General features: G+C 59.9%; 17 protein-coding genes, 1 tRNA gene and 1 pseudogene. 5 read left to right on the top strand and 14 right to left on the bottom strand.

The features are described from left to right. Nucleotides 1-14: 14 nt before the first annotated feature. Nucleotides 15-104 (top strand): annotated as a pseudogene (locus ACM6IV_RS19880) (metal ABC transporter ATP-binding protein); the annotation flags it as partial. 17 nt (nt 105-121) lie between these two features. Here the strand turns inward: ACM6IV_RS19880 and ACM6IV_RS19875 are convergent. Further along, nucleotides 122-799 carry a Crp/Fnr family transcriptional regulator gene (locus ACM6IV_RS19875; RefSeq protein WP_414871308.1) on the bottom strand — a complete coding sequence of 226 codons (678 nt, stop codon included), beginning with the start codon at nt 797-799 and terminating at the stop codon, nt 122-124. 84 nt (nt 800-883) lie between these two features. Between ACM6IV_RS19875 and ACM6IV_RS19870 the strand changes: the two genes are divergently transcribed. Beyond that, nucleotides 884-1,408: a DUF962 domain-containing protein gene (locus ACM6IV_RS19870; RefSeq protein ID WP_414871307.1), complete on the top strand. Its 525-nt coding sequence runs from the start codon at nt 884-886 to the stop codon at nt 1,406-1,408. A gap of 108 nt (nt 1,409-1,516) precedes the next feature. Here the strand turns inward: ACM6IV_RS19870 and ACM6IV_RS19865 are convergent, their stop codons facing one another. From ACM6IV_RS19865 to dibA, 6 genes are all read right to left on the bottom strand, one after another. Next, entirely contained in the window at nt 1,517-2,506 is a 990-nt protein-coding gene (locus tag ACM6IV_RS19865) for a sulfate/molybdate ABC transporter ATP-binding protein (protein ID WP_414871306.1), read from the bottom strand. A 3-nt stretch (nt 2,507-2,509) separates the two neighbouring features. Then, nucleotides 2,510-3,382: a sulfate ABC transporter permease subunit CysW gene (cysW, locus tag ACM6IV_RS19860; protein WP_007917679.1), complete on the bottom strand. Its 873-nt coding sequence runs from the start codon at nt 3,380-3,382 to the stop codon at nt 2,510-2,512. 12 nt (nt 3,383-3,394) lie between these two features. Further along, complete coding sequence (gene cysT / locus ACM6IV_RS19855) at nt 3,395-4,213, bottom strand: sulfate ABC transporter permease subunit CysT (protein ID WP_213027195.1); 819 nt, start codon at nt 4,211-4,213, stop codon at nt 3,395-3,397. 173 nt (nt 4,214-4,386) lie between these two features. After that, complete coding sequence (locus ACM6IV_RS19850; RefSeq protein WP_047601026.1) at nt 4,387-5,400, bottom strand: sulfate ABC transporter substrate-binding protein; 1,014 nt, start codon at nt 5,398-5,400, stop codon at nt 4,387-4,389. Between the two features lie 135 nt (nt 5,401-5,535). Next, the gene (oscA, locus tag ACM6IV_RS19845; protein WP_007917682.1) at nt 5,536-5,718 is read right to left on the bottom strand and encodes a sulfur starvation response protein OscA; all 183 of its coding nucleotides are present in this window, start codon (nt 5,716-5,718) and stop codon (nt 5,536-5,538) included. 237 nt (nt 5,719-5,955) lie between these two features. Beyond that, nucleotides 5,956-7,875 (bottom strand): phosphodiesterase DibA, encoded by a 1,920-nt coding sequence (gene dibA, locus ACM6IV_RS19840; RefSeq protein WP_414871305.1) that lies wholly within the window; start codon nt 7,873-7,875, stop codon nt 5,956-5,958. Between the two features lie 146 nt (nt 7,876-8,021). Here dibA and desA point away from each other — a divergent pair, with 146 nt between their 5' ends. Together desA and ACM6IV_RS19830 are read left to right on the top strand one after the other, a co-directional pair. Beyond that, entirely contained in the window at nt 8,022-9,206 is a 1,185-nt protein-coding gene (gene desA, locus ACM6IV_RS19835; RefSeq protein ID WP_034151820.1) for a delta-9 fatty acid desaturase DesA, read from the top strand. Between the two features lie 218 nt (nt 9,207-9,424). Then, nucleotides 9,425-10,414, top strand: a complete 990-nt coding sequence (locus ACM6IV_RS19830) for a GGDEF domain-containing protein (protein ID WP_414871304.1) — start codon at nt 9,425-9,427, stop codon at nt 10,412-10,414. A 136-nt stretch (nt 10,415-10,550) separates the two neighbouring features. On the opposite strand, the gene ACM6IV_RS19825 is transcribed toward ACM6IV_RS19830, so the two are convergent. From ACM6IV_RS19825 to gabD, 3 genes are all read right to left on the bottom strand, one after another. Then, nucleotides 10,551-11,762, bottom strand: coding sequence for an HDOD domain-containing protein (locus ACM6IV_RS19825; RefSeq protein WP_414871303.1), 1,212 nt, complete (start codon nt 11,760-11,762; stop codon nt 10,551-10,553). Between the two features lie 134 nt (nt 11,763-11,896). Next, nucleotides 11,897-13,174: a 4-aminobutyrate--2-oxoglutarate transaminase gene (gabT, locus tag ACM6IV_RS19820; RefSeq protein ID WP_414871302.1), complete on the bottom strand. Its 1,278-nt coding sequence runs from the start codon at nt 13,172-13,174 to the stop codon at nt 11,897-11,899. A gap of 184 nt (nt 13,175-13,358) precedes the next feature. Next, complete coding sequence (gene gabD / locus ACM6IV_RS19815; protein WP_077570107.1) at nt 13,359-14,801, bottom strand: NADP-dependent succinate-semialdehyde dehydrogenase; 1,443 nt, start codon at nt 14,799-14,801, stop codon at nt 13,359-13,361. Nucleotides 14,802-15,243: 442 nt separating this feature from the next. Here gabD and ACM6IV_RS19810 point away from each other — a divergent pair. Beyond that, nucleotides 15,244-15,320 (top strand) — tRNA-Arg (locus tag ACM6IV_RS19810). Between the two features lie 77 nt (nt 15,321-15,397). On the opposite strand, the gene ACM6IV_RS19805 is transcribed toward ACM6IV_RS19810, so the two are convergent. Genes ACM6IV_RS19805 through ACM6IV_RS19790 form a run of 4 tightly spaced genes read right to left on the bottom strand, consistent with a single transcriptional unit; the run spans nt 15,398 to nt 18,566 of the window. After that, nucleotides 15,398-15,667: a hypothetical protein gene (locus ACM6IV_RS19805; protein WP_414871301.1), complete on the bottom strand. Its 270-nt coding sequence runs from the start codon at nt 15,665-15,667 to the stop codon at nt 15,398-15,400. Nucleotides 15,668-15,687: 20 nt separating this feature from the next. Continuing rightward, nucleotides 15,688-16,278, bottom strand: coding sequence for a hypothetical protein (locus ACM6IV_RS19800; RefSeq protein ID WP_414871300.1), 591 nt, complete (start codon nt 16,276-16,278; stop codon nt 15,688-15,690). Further along, the gene (locus ACM6IV_RS19795) at nt 16,275-16,856 is read right to left on the bottom strand and encodes an RNA polymerase sigma factor (protein WP_414871688.1); all 582 of its coding nucleotides are present in this window, start codon (nt 16,854-16,856) and stop codon (nt 16,275-16,277) included. Before ACM6IV_RS19795 ends, ACM6IV_RS19800 begins: the two co-directional genes overlap by 4 nt. A 30-nt stretch (nt 16,857-16,886) precedes the next feature. Continuing rightward, nucleotides 16,887-18,566, bottom strand: coding sequence for a vWA domain-containing protein (locus tag ACM6IV_RS19790; RefSeq protein ID WP_414871299.1), 1,680 nt, complete (start codon nt 18,564-18,566; stop codon nt 16,887-16,889). Nucleotides 18,567-18,583 lie beyond the last annotated feature (17 nt).

Here is an 18,583-nt window from a genome sequence, read left to right as displayed (position 1 = left end):
CACAGACCAAAAATGTGGGAGCGAGCCTGCTCGCGAAGGCGTCGGGTCAGTCGACATCACAGTTGAATGACCCACCGCATTCGCGAGCAAGCCCGCTCCCACAGGGGGATTCAGGTGCCCGTCAGATCGTGGCCAGGGCGCGCAATCGCGCAGCGTCGAGGATTTCAATCTCGCCGTAGCCAAGCCCGATAATCCCCTGCCCCTGCAAGTCCTTGAGGATCTGGTTGGTGGTCTGCCGCGACAGCGACAGCATCGATGCCAGTTGCTCCTGCGGCAGTTGCAGCACGCGGCGTGGCGTATCGAGTTCGCCGTAGCCTGCGGCGATCATCAACAATCGATGGGCCAAACGCGCCGGGGCTGGCAGCACGCTCAGTTGTTCGAGGTTGATGAAGGCCAGGCGCAGTTTGTGGCTCATCAGCAGCGCCAGGTGTCGCCAATACACCGGGTGTTCGTCGAGCAGCTTGAGCAACGTCGCCTGAGGAATGTTGAGTAAGGTGCACGGCCCGACTGCGTAGGCATCATGCGTACGCGGCTGGCCATCGAACAGGCAGATTTCGCCGAACCAGTGCGGTGCCTCGACCAGACTCAACAACGCCTCTTTGCCCTGCTCGCTTACCGCGCCGATGCGCACGGCGCCGTCGAGCACCGCATACAAGCCGCACGGCGCATCGCCGCGCTGGAACAAGCGCTGCCCCGCCGTCAGCCGCCGCTCCCGGGCCGCTGCCAGCAGACTATCCTGAAAGAACACCGGCAGATGACTGAACCACTGGCCGCTCATCAACCGTGCACGTATTTGCATAAACACTCCTGGAATGTCGCCTGCCTGACAGAGCGAACCCTGATCCCGAGGGATGATGCGAACACCCCTACCGGAGGAACAACAATGAAAAGCCTCGTCGACCATCTCAGTCAATACGCCGCCTACCACCGTGATCCGCGCAATATCGTCAGCCACTTTATCGGCATTCCGCTGATTGTGGTGGCCGTCGCGGTGTTGTTATCGCGGCCGGAATGGTCGCTGGGCAGGTTGTGGATATCTCCAGCGGTCATCGTGGCGCTGGCTTCGGCGTGGTTTTACCTGCGCCTGGAAGTGAAGCTCGGGGTATTGATGACCGTGCTGATGGGGCTGTCAGTCTGGGCCGGGCATGTGTTGGCGCAGCAAAGCACCATGGTCTGGCTGAGCAGCGGCTTGGCGATGTTTGTGATCGGCTGGGTGATCCAGTTTGTCGGGCATCACTATGAAGGACGCAAACCGGCGTTTGTCGATGACATCAGCGGGCTGATAGTCGGGCCGTTGTTTGTGGTGGCCGAACTGGCGTTCATGCTCGGGATGCGGCATGAGTTGAAAGAGCAGATCGAGGCGCGGGCGGGTGTGGTGCGGGTCAATCCGAATCGTGCGGCTGTCTGAATCGCTTTCGCGAGCAAGCTCGCTCCCACAGGGATTTTAGTTGTTCACACATTTTGTGCTCAACACTCATCCACTGTGGGAGCGAGCTTGCTCGCGAAGCGTTTGACTTTAAAGATTGGCGACTTTCTGCCAGACCTTCGGCTTGAAGAACAGGGTTTCACCCTTGGCCAACCCGATCAGGCTGTCGTGATCTTTCACCACTTCGGCCTCGATCAAATCCGCCTGCCCTTCGACTTTCAGCGTCACCCGCGTGGTCGCGCCCAACGGCCGAATATCACGCACCTCAGCCGCATGGTGATCTTCCAGCTCATGCTTGGACAACGACACTTCGTGCGGGCGAAACAGCACGTGATTGTCGTCGCTCAACAGCAAACGGTTCGAATCGCCGAGGAAGTGATAAACGAAATCGCTGGCCGGGTTTTCGTAGACGTCGCCCGGTGAGCCGATCTGCTCGATCACGCCCTTGTTCATCACCACGATACGGTCAGCGACCTCCATCGCCTCTTCCTGGTCGTGGGTCACGAACACCGAGGTCAGGTTGATGTCTTCGTGCAGGCGGGCGAGCCAGCGACGCAGCTCCTTACGCACCTTGGCGTCGAGGGCGCCGAACGGCTCGTCCAACAGCAGCACTTTCGGCTCCACTGCCAAGGCACGGGCCAAAGCGATACGCTGGCGCTGCCCGCCGGACAACTGCTCCGGGTAGCGATCAGATAGCCAATCCAGCTGCACCATGTTCAGCAGTTCGTGAACCTTGGTCGCGATCTGGCTTTCGCTCGGGCGCTGGTTTTTCGGCTTCATGCGCAGGCCGAACGCGACGTTGTCGAACACCGTCATGTGCCGGAACAAGGCGTAGTGCTGGAACACGAAACCGACGTTGCGATCACGCACGTCGTGACCGGAAACGTCTTCGCCATGGAAAACGATGTTGCCGTTATCCGGGGTTTCCAGGCCGGCAATAATGCGCAGCAAGGTGGTTTTTCCGCAGCCCGACGGACCGAGCAGCGCGACCAGCTCACCGCTGTGGATGTCCAGGCTGATGTTGTCCAGCGCCTTGAACGCATTGAAATTCTTGCTGACGTTACGCACTTCGATCGACATGAATTATTCCTCCGCGGCGCTGGCGCGCAGGCGGTTGATACGGTTTTCGCTCCACTGCTTGAGCAGCAGGATGAAGAGCGCCAGGATCAGCAACAGGCTCGCCACGGCGAACGCGGCCACGTGGTTGTATTCGTTGTAGAGGATCTCGACGTGCAGCGGCAAGGTGTTGGTCACCCCGCGAATGTGCCCGGAGACCACCGACACCGCACCGAACTCGCCCATGGCCCGCGCGGTACACAGCACCACGCCATAGATCAGGCCCCATTTGATGTTGGGGACGGTGACGTGCCAGAACATCTGCCAGCCATTGGCGCCGAGCAGGCGCGCGGCCTCCTCTTCCTGCGTGCCTTGTTCCTGCATCAGCGGGATCAGCTCACGGGCCACAAACGGCACGGTGACGAAAATCGTCGCCAGCACAATGCCCGGCAGGGCGAAGACGATCTGAATGTCGTGATCCTGCAGCCACGGGCCGAACAGGCCTTGCGCGCCGAACATCAGCACATAGACCAGACCGGCGATCACCGGCGACACCGAGAACGGCAGGTCGATCAGCGTCACCAGCATGCTCTTGCCACGGAACGAATATTTGCTCACGCACCACGCGGCGCTGACACCGAACACCAGGTTCAACGGCACCGAAATCAGCACGGCGAACACGGTGAGTTTCAGCGCCGACAGTGCATCCGGTTCAAAGATCGCGGTGAAGAATGCGCCGAGGCCATTCTTCAGGCCCTGCGACACCACGATGAACAATGGCAGCAGCAGAAACAGGAAAAAGATCAGCCAGCCAAGACCGATCAGGATTCTGCGCGACGTGGCGCTGCCACGACGTGCAGCGTTGGCCGAAGAGGCGGCCGCAATAGACGATTGGGACATGTTCGCGCCTCCTTATGGGGTTTCGATGCGCCGCTGCAGCAAGTTGATCAGCAGCAACAGGACGAAGGAAACCACCAGCATCAGCACGCCGATGGCAGTGGCGCCGGTGTAATCGTATTGGTCGAGTTTGACCATGATCAGCAGCGGCAGGATCTCGGTTTTCATCGGCATGTTGCCGGCAATGAAAATCACCGAACCGTACTCGCCGACACCACGGGCGAAGGCCAGGGCGAAACCGGTCAGCCAGGCGGGCAGCAGCGCGGGTACCAGAATGTGGCGAAACACCTGCAGCGGTTTCGCGCCAAGGCAGGCGGCGGCTTCTTCGACTTCACGGGGAATGTCGGCCAGCACCGGCTGCACCGTGCGCACCACGAACGGTAGGGTGACGAAGGTCAGCGCGAGGGTGATACCCAGCGGGGTGTAGGCGATCTTGAAGCCGAGGTCGGCGGCGAACTGGCCAACCAGACCAGTCGGCGTGTACAACGCGGTCAGGGCAATACCGGCAACGGCGGTCGGCAGCGCGAACGGCAGATCGATCATCGCGTCGATCACCTTGCGCCCGGGGAAGGTGTAACGCACCAGCACCCACGCCAGCAACGTGCCGATGATGCCGTTGATAATCGCCGCACACAGCGCGGTGCCGAAGCTCAGCTTCAGAGCAGCCAGCACCCGCGGCGCGGAGATGATCGTCCAGAACTGCTCCCAGGTGAGTTGGGCGGCGTGGACGAACATCGCCGCCAGCGGGATAAGCACAATCAGGCTGAGGTACACCAAGGTGTAGCCCAGCGTCAGCCCGAAGCCGGGTATGACGGGGGAGATACGACGCGACATAAAAGTCCCTGGTTAAAAAGCATTCCGCTGAACGCACCAATGTGGGAGCGAGCTTGCTCGCGAAGAGGGAGTATCAGTCAACTCTACGTCGTCTGACACTCCGCTTTCGCGAGCAAGCTCGCTCCCACATTTTCCGCGCCTGGCTTCAGGCTTAGTGTGTGGCTGAAGTCAGATTACTGCGCCTGATAAATCTGGTCGAACACACCACCGTCATTGAAGAATTTCGGCTGCGCGGTTTTCCAGCCGCCGAAGTCCTTGTCGATGGTCACCAGTTCCAGTTTCGGGAACTGCTGGGCGTACTTCGCCGCCACGTCCTTGTCACGCGGACGGTAGAAGTTCTTCGCGGCAATTTCCTGACCGGCCGGGCTGTACAGGTGTTTCAGGTAGGCCTCGGCGATCTGCTCGTTGCCCTTCTTCTCGGCATTCTTGTCGACTACAGCCACCGGTGGCTCGGCGAGGATCGACAGCGAAGGCACGACGATGTCGAACTTGTCGGCGCCGCCATCTTCCTTCAGCGCCAGGAACGCTTCGTTTTCCCAGGCCAGCAACACGTCACCCTGTCCGTTGTTGACGAAGGTGATGGTCGAGCCGCGCGCACCGGTGTCCAGCACTGGCACGTGCTTGAACAGGGTCTGTACGTATTCTTTGGCTTTTTCTTCGCTGCCGCCGTTGGCTTTCAGGCCGTAGGCCCAGGCGGCGAGGAAGTTCCAGCGCGCACCGCCGGAAGTTTTCGGATTCGGGGTGATCACCGAGACGTCGTTCTTGACCAGATCGCCCCAGTCCTTGATGCCTTTCGGGTTGCCTTTGCGCACCAGGAAGACGATGGTCGAGGTGTACGGGGTGCTCGCTTCCGGCAGACGCTTCTGCCAATCGGCCGGCAGGGTCTTGCCGAGTTTGGCGATTTCGTCGATGTCGCCAGCCAATGCCAGAGTCACGACGTCGGCGCGCAGACCGTCGATCACCGCGCGGCCCTGCTTGCCCGAACCACCGTGGGATTGCTGGATTTTCACGGTGTCGCCGGCGTGATCTTTCTGCCAGAACTTGATGAATTCAGCGTTGTAGTCCTGATACAGCTCGCGCGTCGGGTCATACGACACGTTGAGCAGTTCGTAATCCTTGGCAACGGCAGAACCGGCAAACACAGCACTGGCCAGCGCGGCCAAAGCGTAACGGCGAATCGACGACATGGTGAAAGCTCCTGGAATTCTTGGTGGTGGCTTTTTCTTATGTATTTCGGAAATCGTGTTGCCGGTTCAAAGATCGCAGCCTTCGACAGCTCCTACGCACAGCCCCCTGTAGGAGCTGCCGCAGGCTGCGATCTTTTAGCCCGGTTGTTTACCCGGTTGCTGCAAACGGAATTTCTCTTTGCGTTCGATCTGCACGACCTGCGCGTTGTGCACAGTGATCTCCACCGCGCCGAAACGCAGATCGCGCAAGGCGCTCTGGATTTCACGCAAGATGGTGCTTTCGTCCTGACCGTCAACGCTGCGAAGGGATGCGCTCATGGTGCTGCTCCTTTGAATGGGATATGCCTGGCAGTGGGCGGCACTGCGTTCGGCGTGGGAGCAATATAAGAGAGGCGCGGATATTCTTAAAAAGACTATTTAAGAATGTTTATATAACTAGAAAACATTATGTGGCAGGCCAAGGGTTTGCGCGTTGGTGGATCAAAGATCGTAGCCTTCGGCAGCTCCTGGACCGTTCCCTGTAAAAGCTGTCGCGGGCTGCGATCTTTTGATCGTTTAACCAATCAACGGCGCACGCGCCCAGTCAATCTCCTGCGCCAGCACCGGTCGCCCGAACCAGTAACCCTGCCCCAGATCGCATTCCTGTCCCAGCAGAAACGTCGCCTGTTCAACCTGCTCGATGCCCTCGGCATGCACCTGCATGCCCATGCTCCGGGCCAGCGCGATGATCACCCGGACAATCGCCACGTCATCCTCGTCCCATGGCAACCCGGCGACAAAGCCCTGATCGATCTTCAGTTTCTGCACCGGCAGCCGCTTGAGCCGCAGCAATGATGAATAACCCGTGCCGAAATCATCGATGGCCAGACGAATACCCAACTCGCGCAAACGGTGCATCTGTTCCAGCGCCACTTCCGGATCATCCATCACCGCGCTTTCGGTGACTTCCAGCTCCAGATACGCCGGATCCAGCCCGGTGTCGTGCAGCACCTGCGCCACCTGCTGGTACAACTCGCGCCGGGCGAACAGGCGCGACGACACGTTCACCGCGACAAATGACAGCACTACCCCGGCCTGCTGCCACTGGCACATCTGCCGGCACGCCTGCTTCATCACCCACGCGTCGATTTCGGCGATCAGTCCGGTGCGCTCGGCAATCGGGATGAATTCCGCCGGCGACACCAGACCGCGCTGCGGATGCTGCCAGCGCACCAAGGCTTCGACGCCGATCAGGCGACTGGTCTTCAGGTCATGCACCGGCTGGTAGTACACCCGCAGTTCCTGCTGCTCCAGCGCCCTGCGCAACTCGAAAGCGATTTCCACCCGTTGCTGCGCATGGGCGGTGAGTTCTTCGGTGTACAAGGCGTAGCCGTTGCGCCCGCTGCTCTTGGCTTTGAACAGCGCCGCATCGGCATTGCGCAACAGTTGCTCGGCACTCAGCGCGTCGCTGGGGAACAGGCTGATGCCAAGGCTGGCGTTGATGAACAACTCATGACCATCGATGCTGAACGACTCCTTCAGCGCATCGAGAATCCGTTGCGCCAGCGCCGCCGCCTGCACCGGCTGCGGACAACTTTCTGCCAGCACCGCGAACTCGTCGCCCCCCAGTCGCGCCAGGGTAATGCCGGGGCCAAACAGCTCTTGCAGGCGCGCCGCCACCGCCTTGAGCAAGCGATCGCCGACGTTATGGCCGAGGCTGTCGTTGATCATTTTGAAGTGATCGAGATCGAGCATCAGCAACGCACAGCCGCGTTTGTGGATCTGCGCAGAGGCCAGCGCCTGTTCGGCGCGGTCGCTGAATAGCAGGCGATTGGGCAGATCGGTCAGCGGATCGTGGTGCGCGAGGTGTTTGAGTTCATGTTCGGAATCCTTGATCGCACTGATGTCGGAGAACACCGCGACGTAATGGCTGAGCCGGCCCTGATCATCGTGAATGACCCGGATGGTCTGCCACTGTGGATAAATCTCGCCGCTTTTACGGCGGTTCCAGATCTCGCCGCTCCACTCACCTTGCGACTCGAGGGTGGCGAACATCGCCTGATAGAACCCCGGCGGATGATGGCCAGACTTGAACAGGCTCGGCTGCTGCCCGAGGACTTCTTCGCGCTGATAACCGGTGATCTCGATGAACGCACGATTGACGTGCACGATCAGTCCTTGATGGTTGGTCACCAACACGCCTTCGCGGGTGCAATCGAACACGGCCGCCGCCTGCCGCAGGCGTTCGCGATCGGCGTGGCGCTCGCGCAACCGTGCACCAATCCCGAGGAATTCACACAAACGCGCTCGCGCCAGAAAGATCAACCCGGCACTGAGCAGCGCAAACAGGTAACCGTTGATCAGTTGCCAGCGGGCACGATCGACGGAGTCATCAAAGAAATTGTTTAATAAATGATCAGTGCCCTGCAGCCAGACAGCAGCAAGCACGAGATAGAGCAGCGCTGCACGCAAAGCATCGCGATAAGTGGCAGGCATTCGACTGTCCATGTCCCTACAAAAAGGTTGGAATTATAGGTCAAGAAACATCCAGCGACGCTTATCTGAAAGGGCGACTGGTTTTATCTGTGTGCTTAGTGATAATGCAACGGCTGTTTTTATCTTTATCGAGGGCCCTATAGCCTATGTGGTACGAAGGTTTTCTTGGCTTGTCGGCCTGGTCTCTGGTCGCAGTCACCCTGCTGATGACCCACGTGACAATTGTCGCCGTCACGGTCTATCTGCACCGCTACTCGGCCCATCGCTCGCTTGAGTTGAATGCCGGCCTGAAGCACTTTTTCCGTTTCTGGCTGTGGCTGACCACGGCGCAGAACACCCGCGAATGGACCGCCATCCACCGTAAACACCACGCCAAGTGCGAAACCGAAGACGACCCGCACAGCCCGGTCATCAAAGGTCTTTCCACCGTGCTGCGTACCGGCGCCGAGCTGTATCGTGCCGAAGCGCAGAACCCGGAAACCCTGCGCATCTACGGCAAGAACTGCCCGGAAGACTGGATCGAACGCAACGTCTACAGCCGCTACCCGCTGTTGGGCGTGGCGATCATGGGCGTTATCGACCTGCTGCTTTTCGGCACCATCGGCATCACCATCTGGGCGATCCAGATGATGTGGATCCCGGTGTGGGCCGCTGGTGTGATCAACGGTCTGGGCCATGCGGTCGGCTATCGCAACTTCGAATGCCGCGATGCGGCGACTAATCTGGTGCCTTGGGGCATCCTGATCGGCGGTGAAGAGCTGCACAACAACCATCACACCTACCCTAACTCGGCCAAGCTGTCGGTGAAAAAGTGGGAATTCGACCTCGGCTGGGCATGGATCAAAGTTTTCTGTTTCCTGCGTCTGGCCAAGGTCCAGCGTGTCGCGCCGATCGCTCACCGTGTCGAAGGCAAGGGCAATCTGGACATGGACACCGCCATGGCCATCCTCAACAACCGCTTCCAGATCATGGCCCAGTACCGCAAATTGGTGATCGGTCCGCTGGTCAAGCAAGAACTGGCCAAGGTCGATCATTCGGTGCGTCACCAGTTCCACCGCGCCAAACGTCTGCTTTCGCGGGAAACCAGCCTGCTGGAAGATCGTCATCACTTGCGCATCCAGACCATGCTTGAGCACAGCCAGGCGCTGAAGGTAATTTACGAAAAACGCCTCGCCCTGCAGCAGATCTGGGTCAAGACCAGCGCAAATGGCCACGACATGCTCGCCGCGATCAAAGAGTGGATTCACGAGGCAGAAGCCAGCGGCATCCAGTCGCTGCGCGAATTCGCTGATCAGTTGAAAACCTACTCGCTGCGGCCTGCCGCCGTCTGATTGTGGCGAGGGCGCTGCTCTCGCTCCTCTGCGCAACAGTCGCAAAAAATGACAACGCGTTTTGGCAGCCAAAACGCGTCGTCATTAACCGCCCAGCGGAACCCCACCATCGGTGGGAACTTCGCCAAAAATCGCCTATCTCAAAGACACTTCGCCATCCCGGCGGGCTGTATTGTGGCCGTTGTCGAATTGCGGCACGTCCTTTGAGATCTGTGTCGATGGTCAACAACAATCAAAAAGACTCATCCTTTCCGCAGTGGCCCGAGGCCGCGCAAACCCTCATGGCGTTGATGCACGCCCAAGGCGAAGTCGCCCGTCTGAGCGAACGCGAACAGCTGTTCAGCTCCTTGCTGGTCAGCGTCAACGCCGTGCTCTGGGCTTTCAACTGGGAAACCCGGCAGGTGCTGTACGTCAGCCCCGCCTATGAACGGATTTTCGGCCGCTCCGCCGGCCTGCTGCTTGCCGACTACAACCAGTGGCGCGACAGCATCTATCCCGACGACCTCGACTACGCCGAACGCAGCCTCGCTGAAGTCCTGCACAAGGGCGCGGTGGAAGATCGCGAATACCGGATTATCGCCGCCGACGGCCAGGTGCGCTGGCTCAGCGATAAATGCTTCATCAACCGTCAGGATGAACCCGGACAGCCAGTGATCATCGTCGGCATCGCCGAAGACATCACCGACAAGAAGCAGATGGAAACCGAGCTGCATCGTCTGGCGACCACCGACGTGCTGACGCAAAGCAGCAATCGCAGACACTTCTTCGAGTGCGCCCATCGCGAGTTTGAAGAGGCGCGGGTGCAGGGCGCGCACATGGCCTTTCTGCTGCTGGATATCGATGATTTCAAAATGATCAACGATACCTACGGCCATCAAGAAGGCGACAACGTGCTGCAGCGGATTGCCGAGTGCGGACGCGGGTCGTTACGCCGGGGCGATCTGTTCGGGCGGATTGGCGGCGAAGAGTTTGCAGCGGTGTTTCCGGGCTGCGCGCCGGACATGGCCATGCAAGTGGCTGAACGGCTGCAGCAGGAGATTCAACGGTTGAGTTTCAGCCATGATGGCCAGACATTCGGTATCACCGTCAGCCAGGGTTTGACCGGCCTTACCGAGGCGGACGAAAGCCTCGACAGCCTGTTCGCCCGCGCGGATGCAGCGATGTATGAGGCGAAACGGCAGGGCAAGAACCGCATCATTTCTGCCTGAACCGCATCTCAACTACACCGGGATCCATTGTAGGAGTGAGCCTGCTCGCGATAGCGGAGTGTCAAAAAAACTATTGGTGTCTGACACTCCGCTATCGCGAGCAGGCTCACTCCTACAGGTGTTTGCGTAAGTCGGATTACTTGCGCATCCGCATCAATTCCGGCAAGCCGATCTTGAGCAACCGCGCCGTGCGGCTCTTCGCCAGTTCCTCAACGCCCTCATGCTCGGTCAAACGGGCCATTTGCGCGGCCATGTTCATCACCAGTGCCTCACGGGAATACACACCGCCACCGAGCTGATACACCGACGCAATCAGCTCCCGCAGCTCCAGCGGCAAGCGCCAGCGCGTACGCAGAGCCGAACCGTAAGCCGCACCAAACTCAGCCAACGCCTCGCCGACTTCCTCCCACTCATCCAGCTCTCCGCCGGCCTGTTTCCACTCCTGCAGACAACGCAACAACGCCAGATCACCGAGGCGATGGAGCATGCCCGCGCAGTAACAACGCTCCTGATCCAGATCGAGCAAACGCGCCAACGTGCGCGCGTATTCAGCGGTGTGCAGCGACAGTCCCCAATAGCGCTCGGCGTAGTCCGCCAGGCACGGATCACTGAGCCTGGCGCTGCGCTTGAGCGCCAGCCCCAGAATCAGGTTCATGCTCTGCCCGGTGCCCAGGCGATGCAGCGCTTGAGCCAGTGTTTGCACCGGCGCGCCATGGTGCTGCGCCGCGCTGTTGGCCGCAGCGATCAGCACTGCGGTGATTTGTGGATCGGTCTTGATCTCATCTTCCAGCAGCTTCAGATCGAGGCCATTGGGATTAAGGCTGCGCTTCACCGCCACCTGCACATCGGTCATCAGCGGCGCACCCTCGGCCTGCTCACGGCGGCGCTCGAGAAACACCGACAGAGTCATGCCCGGTGCCAGGGCCGGCACCTCGCAGAACACCTCTTCGCCGGCATCCAGCAGCAAACCCTGCAAGCGCTCGGTCAGGTTTTCCATGTTCAGGGGTTTGGTCAGGTAGGCCGTGGGCGCCAGCGGTATGGCTTCGCGCACGCTGGCGCTGTCGTTGCGACTGCTCATGAGGATGAACGGCAACGGCGGATGGCGTTTGCGCTGGCGCACGCTGCGCAGCACGCTCAAACCGTCGATGCCCGGCAACTCCCAATCGACGATCGCCAGGTCATACGGCACTTCGCTGAGCAATGACAGGGCTTCCTGGCCATCGGCACACAGGTCCAGCCGCGCATCACAACGGACGTTGAGCAACACTTGTTTGAGCAGATCGCGGGACCACGGATCGGCCTCGGCAATCAGCACTCGGGGTACGGCGGGTAAATCAACGGCGGTCATGCGCGCGCTCCCTTGCAATGCCTGAACCTTAGCCAATGCAGGCCATTCGATACAGCGCTAATGCGTCGATGTGTTTCAACGGACGTAAAAAAACCCGCCGAAGCGGGTTTTTTGTCGATCAGATCACAGGCAGATCAGAGCTCCGAGAAGCACTCTTCGATGATCGCCAGACCTTTGTCCAGTTGCTCGTCCGGCGAAGTCAGCGGTACCAGTACGCGCAGAACGTTGCCGTAGGTGCCGCAGGACAGCAGGATCAGACCCTTGTCACGCGCCTTGGCCACAACGGCCGCTACAGCTGCAGCGTTCGGCTTGTGGCTGTCGCCGTTTTCGAACAATTCCACGGCAATCATTGCGCCCAAGGCACGGACTTCGCCGATCACCGGGTACTTGGCCTGGATAGCTTTCAGGCCAGTGACCAGACGCTCACCGACTGCCTTGCAGCGATCCAGCAGTTGTTCTTCTTCGAACACTTCCATCACGGCAAGGGCCGCGGCGCAAGCGATCGGGCTACCGGCGTAGGTTCCGCCCAGGCCGCCTGGCGCGATGGCGTCCATGTATTCGGCCTTGCCGCAGACACCGGCGAGCGGGAAGCCGCCAGCGATGGATTTGGCGAAGGTGGTCAGGTCGGCAGCAACGCCCATTTGTTCCATGGCGAAGAAGGTGCCGGTACGGCCAGCGCCAGTCTGCACTTCGTCAGCGATCAGCAGAATGCCGTGCTGGTCGCACAGGGCGCGCAAGCGCTTCATGAACTCTTTCGGCGCAACGTAGAAACCACCTTCACCCTGAACCGGCTCGATGATGATTGCGGCGATGTCTTTCGGCTCGGCGTCGTTCTTGAAGATGCGCTCGATGGAAGCGATCGAGTCGTCGATGCTCACACCGTGCAGCTCGTTCGGGTACAGCGCGCGGAAGATGCCGCCTGGCATCAGGCCCATGCCGGCCGAGTAAGGCACGACTTTACCGGTCAGGCCCAGGGTCATCATGGTGCGGCCGTGGTAAGCGCCGGTGAAGGCGATCACGCCGGCACGGCCAGTGGCGGCACGAGCGATTTTCACGGCGTTTTCCACGGCTTCGGAACCGGTGGTCACCAGCAGGGTTTTCTTGGCGAAATCACCTGGCACCTTAGCGTTGATTTTTTCGCACAGCTCAACGTACGGCTCGTAAGCCAGTACCTGGAAGCAGGTGTGCGTCAGCTTGTTCAGCTGTTCGGTCACGGCGGCGATGATTTTCGGGTGCACGTGGCCGGTGTTCAGTACCGCGATACCGCCGGCGAAGTCGATGAACTCACGACCTTCAACGTCAGTCACGGTCGCGTTTTTTGCCGATTCAGCGAAGATCGGGTGAATCTGGCCAACACCACGTGGAACAGCTGCGGTACGGCGGGCCATCAGTTCAGCGTTAGTCTTGCTCATTACAGTCCTCATTCGCCGCTCATCGGGCGGCGTGGTTCAAGGATTAAGCGGAAGAAATCGGCGGTGGCAGCATGCGATGATCGACTGCCACGGCGTTCCTGGCCGCAGAGAAAATTCCGGTTTGAAACGACGCAAAGGGACAGCGCTCTCGTGCCCTTTGCGTTTGCAGCGATCCCTTCCCGGCTTAGATGCCCAGGCAGAGGTATTTGATTTCCAGGTAATCTTCGATGCCGTACTTGGAGCCTTCACGGCCCAGGCCCGAAGCCTTGATGCCGCCAAACGGCGCGACTTCGTTGGAGATCAGCCCGGTGTTGACGCCGACCATGCCGTATTCCAGCGCTTCAGCGACACGGAACACACGACCCAGGTCGCGAGCATAGAAGTACGAAGCCAGACCGAACTCGGTGTCGTTGGACATCGCGATCACTTCGGCTTCGTCTTTGAAACGGAACAGCGGCGCCAGCGGACCGAAGGTTTCTTCCTTGGCCACGGCTGCGTTTTTCGGCACGTTGGTCAGGATGGTCGGTTCGAAGAAGTTGCCTTCCATCGCCTTGCCGCCTGCCAGCACGGTGGCGCCTTTGGCTACGGCGTCAGCGATGTGCTCTTGCACCTTGGCCACGGCTTTCTCGTCGATCAGCGGGCCAGTGGTGGTGCCGTCTTCCAGACCGTTGCCGATCTTCAGTTTGGCCACGGCCACTTTCAGCTTCTCGGCGAACGCGTCGTATACCGAATCCTGAATGTACAGACGGTTGGCACAGACGCAGGTCTGGCCGTTGTTGCGGTACTTGGAAATGATCGCGCCTTCGACGGCCTTATCCAGGTCCGCGTCGTCGAACACGATGAACGGCGCGTTGCCGCCCAGTTCCAGCGAGACTTTCTTGATGTCCTTGGCGCATTCGGCCATCAATTGGCGACCGATTTCGGTCGAGCCGGTGAAGGACAGCTTGCGCACAATCGGGTTGCTGGTCAGTTCGCTGCCGATATCACCAGCGCTGCCGGAGACCACGCTGAACACGCCCGCGGGAATGCCCGCGCGCTGAGCCAGTTCGGCCAGGGCGAAAGCGGAGAATGGGGTTTGCGACGCAGGCTTGAGCACCATGGTGCAACCGGCAGCCAGTGCTGGACCGGCCTTGCGGGTAATCATCGCCGCCGGGAAGTTCCACGGAGTGATCGCGGCGGTCACGCCGATTGGCTGCTTGATCACGATCAGGCGCTTGTCCGGCTGGTGACCCGGAATCACGTCACCGTAAATGCGCTTGGCTTCTTCAGCGAACCACTCGATGAACGAAGCGGCGTAAACGATTTCGCCCTTGGCTTCGGCCAGCGGCTTGCCCTGCTCAAGGGTCATCAGGCGTGCGAGGTCGTCCTGGTTCTCGATCATCAGTTCGAACCAGCGACGCAGCTTGCCGGCACGCTCTTTGGCGGTCAGGGCACGCCAGGCCGGCAGGGCCTTGTCAGCGGCTTCGATGGCACGACGGGTTTCGGCAGCGCCCATTTTTGGCACGGTACCGAGAATTTCCCCGGTGGCCGGGTTGTTGACCTTGATCGTCTGACCGTTGTCCGCATCGACCCAAGCGCCATCAATGAAGGCTTGCTGGCGGAACAACAGGGTGTCTTTAAGCTGCATGTCGGCTTTCCTTAACAGCACCGCGGCCTGCGCGGAGCAAATTATGATTGTAGAAAGGCGCCTCGCAAGGCTGCCGTCAGGGAAATCAGTGACCGGGGGTGGCGCATCAACCGTGCACGATTCGAAACACCGGCGCTTCAACGCCCGGTCAACGAGCGTTTGAAATCTCAAACGGATCGTAGGATCAAAGGGGGTAAAGGACAATAGGTCGTTCGAAAAAAAGAACAAAAACGCCGTGTTTGTGGAATTTTTCAGATCAACGAGCCAAAAGCCTCAGCCGCAACAAAACCATAGAACAGTCCCGCGAAAGCGCCAAGCGAGGGTTTTGCAGGACGTTACAGCTTTATGGAATGCAGCGATTTGCGCCGACACGTGCACTGACAATACCTACCAAATCCCGGCATGGACGCCCCGAGTCGACCTAGGTATGATGTCGCCCGCTGCACCAGTAGCTCAGCTGGATAGAGTACTGCCCTCCGAAGGCAGGGGTCGTGGGTTCGAATCCCGCCTGGTGCACCATTGATTCAAACAAGAAAGCCCCGGACTGTGATGGTCCGGGGCTTTTTTGTGGCCGATGCGAAGGCATGTGAACGACGTTACTCCGTCGTCCAGTCAAACTCGTCGTAATCCCCGTCGTCCTCTTCCTCCTCAACCTCTTCTTCAAAAACATCGTCTTCAGCAACGACATCCTCTTCCGACTGGTTAAGCAGAAATTCCTTACGCGCTTCAGTAATCGCGCGCCGCATCTCTTCGCCCTTGTCCGGACAGTTGAGCAGTTGGGCGATGCGGTCAATTTTTGCTGCCACGTTGTCCTCCAGCGTATTGGCAATAGCCCGATAGTGCGCGTTTTTGCGGGGCAATGCCAAATGGCTGGGGGATCAGGCGGTCATTTTTTCTGCAACTGTTGGAGTCGGGCGTCGAGATCGGCGTTCGGGTAGCGTTTGTGCAGGTTGTTGAACAGAGCATCGGCGGCTTGCGATTGGCCGGATTCGCGCAGGCGCAGGACTTCGCGAAGTTGCACGTCGAGGCCATTGGCCGGGACTGCGCTGCGTTTACTCAGTTTGGCTTGGTCGGCGCTGATAGCTTCGTTTTGCGTCGGTGCGGCCATTTCCGCCATTGGCGCGGGTGCGGCCATGCCCCCTGCGGGCGCTGACGATGCTTCGGGGGCTTGTTTACGCATCAGCGGTGCGGTGGGTTTGGCAGCCGGGGCGAAGTCGAATTGCCCTTGCGGTTCGGGCGCGCGTTGTACCAGCGACACCATCAGAGCGACGCCCACGAGGCTGGCGAACGCAACTTGCCAGCGCGGTTTACGGCAAGCGTCGAGCCAGCGTTGCCACAGGCCTGGCTTCGGCGCCGGGGTTTCGCGGCGGGCAGCCTCAAGAATGAACGCATCAAGGTGCGCTGGCGGCTCTGCGTTGTGCTGTTCGCGCACATGTTTAATAACTGGATCTTCGCGTGTCTGGCGGGCGTCAGTCATGTCAGTACCTCCTCGGCCAGCAGCCGACGCAGTTTTTGCTGGGCGTAGCGCAAGCGGCTTTTCACGGTTTCCAGCGGTGTTTCGGTGAGGCTGGCGATTTGTGCCAGGTCGAGGTCGCCGTGGGCGCGCAGCAGGAACACTTCGCGTTGGTCGGCGGGCAGGGTTTGCAGGGCGCTTTCCAGGCGCTGGCTGTCGCGACTGAGGCTGAGCAGTTGTTCGGGATCATTTGCCTCATCGCTGACCGCGTGATTGTGCTCGTCGTAGCTGTCGTGCAGCGGTTGCCGGGCGCCGTGTTTGCGCCAGTGGTCGATCAGGCGATTGCGGGCAATCTGGAACAGCCACGTGCGAAAAGTCGCCCGACCTTGCGGCTGACTGGTGCTGCGGATCAGACTCAGCCAGGTTTCCTGAAACACCTCGTCGGCCAGTTCCGGTTTGCCGCTCAATCCCAGTAAAAATCGGTACAAGCCTTGGCGATGGCGGGCGTACAAGACCTCGAACGCGGCGCCGTCGCCCTCGCGATAACGCGCCAGCAGCGATTCATCGCTGCTGGCGGGTGAGCTGTCTGCCGAGGCAAACAGTTGGCTGATAAAGCCTTTCAAACGGCTCACTTATTCAATCCGTCGTTCAGTGGGCTGTACATTCGCTGCCGTTGAAGTGCGCAAGCTCCGCGTCAGCTCAACCAGTTGCACGAACTCGTTGCGCAGACCGAAGCGATCATCGCCACGAGCGCCACGGGCCAATGCTTCGGTGTCTTTCAGGCTGAAGTCGCCGGTGTAGCGACCGTCCTTGAGTTGCTGGGAAAATGCGGCCACAGCGGCGGCAAAACGCAGATCCTCGCTGGCGGTAGCCACCTGATTGGCGATGGGTCGCTCGATCAGCAGACTTTTCCCACCCTCGGGACGTTGATAACGCACACGCAGCATCGCCAATTCCCCGCTCTTCGCGGAAACAACCGGCTCCGACTTACCGTAACGCAGCGGCTCCAGCCAGCCCTGCTCACCCGCCGGGACAATTTCGTAAAGCGCGGTCACCGTGTGTCCTGCGCCGATTTCACCGGCATCGACTTTGTCATTGCTGAAATCCTCACGCTTCAACGCACGATTTTCGTAGCCGAGCAGGCGATATTCGCTGACCTGCGCCGGGTTGAACTCCACCTGCAGTTTGACGTTTTGCGCCACCACGGCGAGGGTCGAACTCAACTGGTCCACCAGGACTTTGCGCGCCTCACGCAGGTTGTCGATGTAGGCGTAGTTACCGTCGCCGGCATCGGCCAGTTGTTCCATCAAGTGTTCATTGTAGTTATCCACACCAAAACCCAGGGTCGTCAGCGAAATCCCGGTTTTGCGTTTATCCACAGCCATTTGTTTGAGGCTGTCGAAGTCGCTGACGCCGACATTGAAGTCACCGTCGGTGGCCAGCAGGATGCGGTTGATGCCTTTGGGGATGAACGCCTGTTGCGCCATTTGATAAGCCAGTTCGATCCCCGAAGCGCCAGCGGTCGAGCCACCCGCGGTCAATTGCTCGATGGCTGTACGAATCTTCGCTTTCTCGCGTCCGGAAGTCGGCTCAAGTACCACTCTCGATTCACCGGCATACACCACCAGTGAAACGCGATCCTGATCGCGCAACTGATCAACCAGCAGTTTCAGCGTGCTTTTGACCATCGGCAGGCCTTCGCGGCGATCCATCGAGCCGGACACGTCGACCAGAAATACCAGATTGGCCGGCGCCAACTCGGCAACGGCACGGTCGGAGGCCTTGATGCCGATGCGCAGCAGGCGGGTGTGCGGGTTCCACGGTGACGCCGCCAATTCTGTGGTCACGCCGAACGGCGAGCCATCGCTGGGCAACGCGTAGTCGTAGGAAAAGTAATTGACCATTTCCTCCAGTCGCACTGCGCCTTCTGGTGGCAGCCGTCCTTGGTTGAGCAAACGGCGGACATTGGCGTAGGCACCCGTATCGACGTCAGCGCTGAAGGTTGAAACCGGGGTTTCGGCGACACTGTGGATCGGGTTGTCGGCCAGCGCCTGATACTGCTCGCGCGGCTCGTCACGATAGCCCTGTGGATAACTGTCCGCGCTGGGCATCGCTGCGAAACTGGCAATTGGCGCTGGACGGGCCATGCGCTTGGCCACCGCCCCACCCGCCATGGTGGCTTCCTGCTGAACCAGCACCTCAGCCTGCGCCGGCGCTGGCACAGCAGCAGAATCGGGTGTGGACGAAGCACCGCAACCGGCAAGCGCCAGCAGCACAGCAACCGCGACAGGACGCAAAAGAGCATGAGACATGGGGGCTGACCTCGGGA

This window comes from Pseudomonas sp. IT-347P, from assembly GCF_949768005.1.
Classification (GTDB): Bacteria; Pseudomonadota; Gammaproteobacteria; order Pseudomonadales; family Pseudomonadaceae; genus Aquipseudomonas.
Note: the sequence above shows the minus strand (reverse complement) of the source record. Positions and strands in the feature narration are given on the sequence as shown.

What these genes read in the sequence shown, in the direction of transcription:
- ACM6IV_RS19875 (WP_414871308.1), bottom strand. Translation starts at nt 799, where the DNA reads ATGCAAATACGTGCACGGTTGATGAGCGGCCAGTGGTTCAGTCATCTG.
- ACM6IV_RS19870 (WP_414871307.1), top strand. Translation starts at nt 884, where the DNA reads ATGAAAAGCCTCGTCGACCATCTCAGTCAATACGCCGCCTACCACCGT.
- ACM6IV_RS19865 (WP_414871306.1), bottom strand. Translation starts at nt 2,506, where the DNA reads ATGTCGATCGAAGTGCGTAACGTCAGCAAGAATTTCAATGCGTTCAAG.
- cysW (WP_007917679.1), bottom strand. Translation starts at nt 3,382, where the DNA reads ATGTCCCAATCGTCTATTGCGGCCGCCTCTTCGGCCAACGCTGCACGT.
- cysT (WP_213027195.1), bottom strand. Translation starts at nt 4,213, where the DNA reads ATGTCGCGTCGTATCTCCCCCGTCATACCCGGCTTCGGGCTGACGCTG.
- ACM6IV_RS19850 (WP_047601026.1), bottom strand. Translation starts at nt 5,400, where the DNA reads ATGTCGTCGATTCGCCGTTACGCTTTGGCCGCGCTGGCCAGTGCTGTG.
- oscA (WP_007917682.1), bottom strand. Translation starts at nt 5,718, where the DNA reads ATGAGCGCATCCCTTCGCAGCGTTGACGGTCAGGACGAAAGCACCATC.
- dibA (WP_414871305.1), bottom strand. Translation starts at nt 7,875, where the DNA reads ATGCCTGCCACTTATCGCGATGCTTTGCGTGCAGCGCTGCTCTATCTC.
- desA (WP_034151820.1), top strand. Translation starts at nt 8,022, where the DNA reads ATGTGGTACGAAGGTTTTCTTGGCTTGTCGGCCTGGTCTCTGGTCGCA.
- ACM6IV_RS19830 (WP_414871304.1), top strand. Translation starts at nt 9,425, where the DNA reads ATGGTCAACAACAATCAAAAAGACTCATCCTTTCCGCAGTGGCCCGAG.
- ACM6IV_RS19825 (WP_414871303.1), bottom strand. Translation starts at nt 11,762, where the DNA reads ATGACCGCCGTTGATTTACCCGCCGTACCCCGAGTGCTGATTGCCGAG.
- gabT (WP_414871302.1), bottom strand. Translation starts at nt 13,174, where the DNA reads ATGAGCAAGACTAACGCTGAACTGATGGCCCGCCGTACCGCAGCTGTT.
- gabD (WP_077570107.1), bottom strand. Translation starts at nt 14,801, where the DNA reads ATGCAGCTTAAAGACACCCTGTTGTTCCGCCAGCAAGCCTTCATTGAT.
- ACM6IV_RS19800 (WP_414871300.1), bottom strand. Translation starts at nt 16,278, where the DNA reads ATGACTGACGCCCGCCAGACACGCGAAGATCCAGTTATTAAACATGTG.
- ACM6IV_RS19790 (WP_414871299.1), bottom strand. Translation starts at nt 18,566, where the DNA reads ATGTCTCATGCTCTTTTGCGTCCTGTCGCGGTTGCTGTGCTGCTGGCG.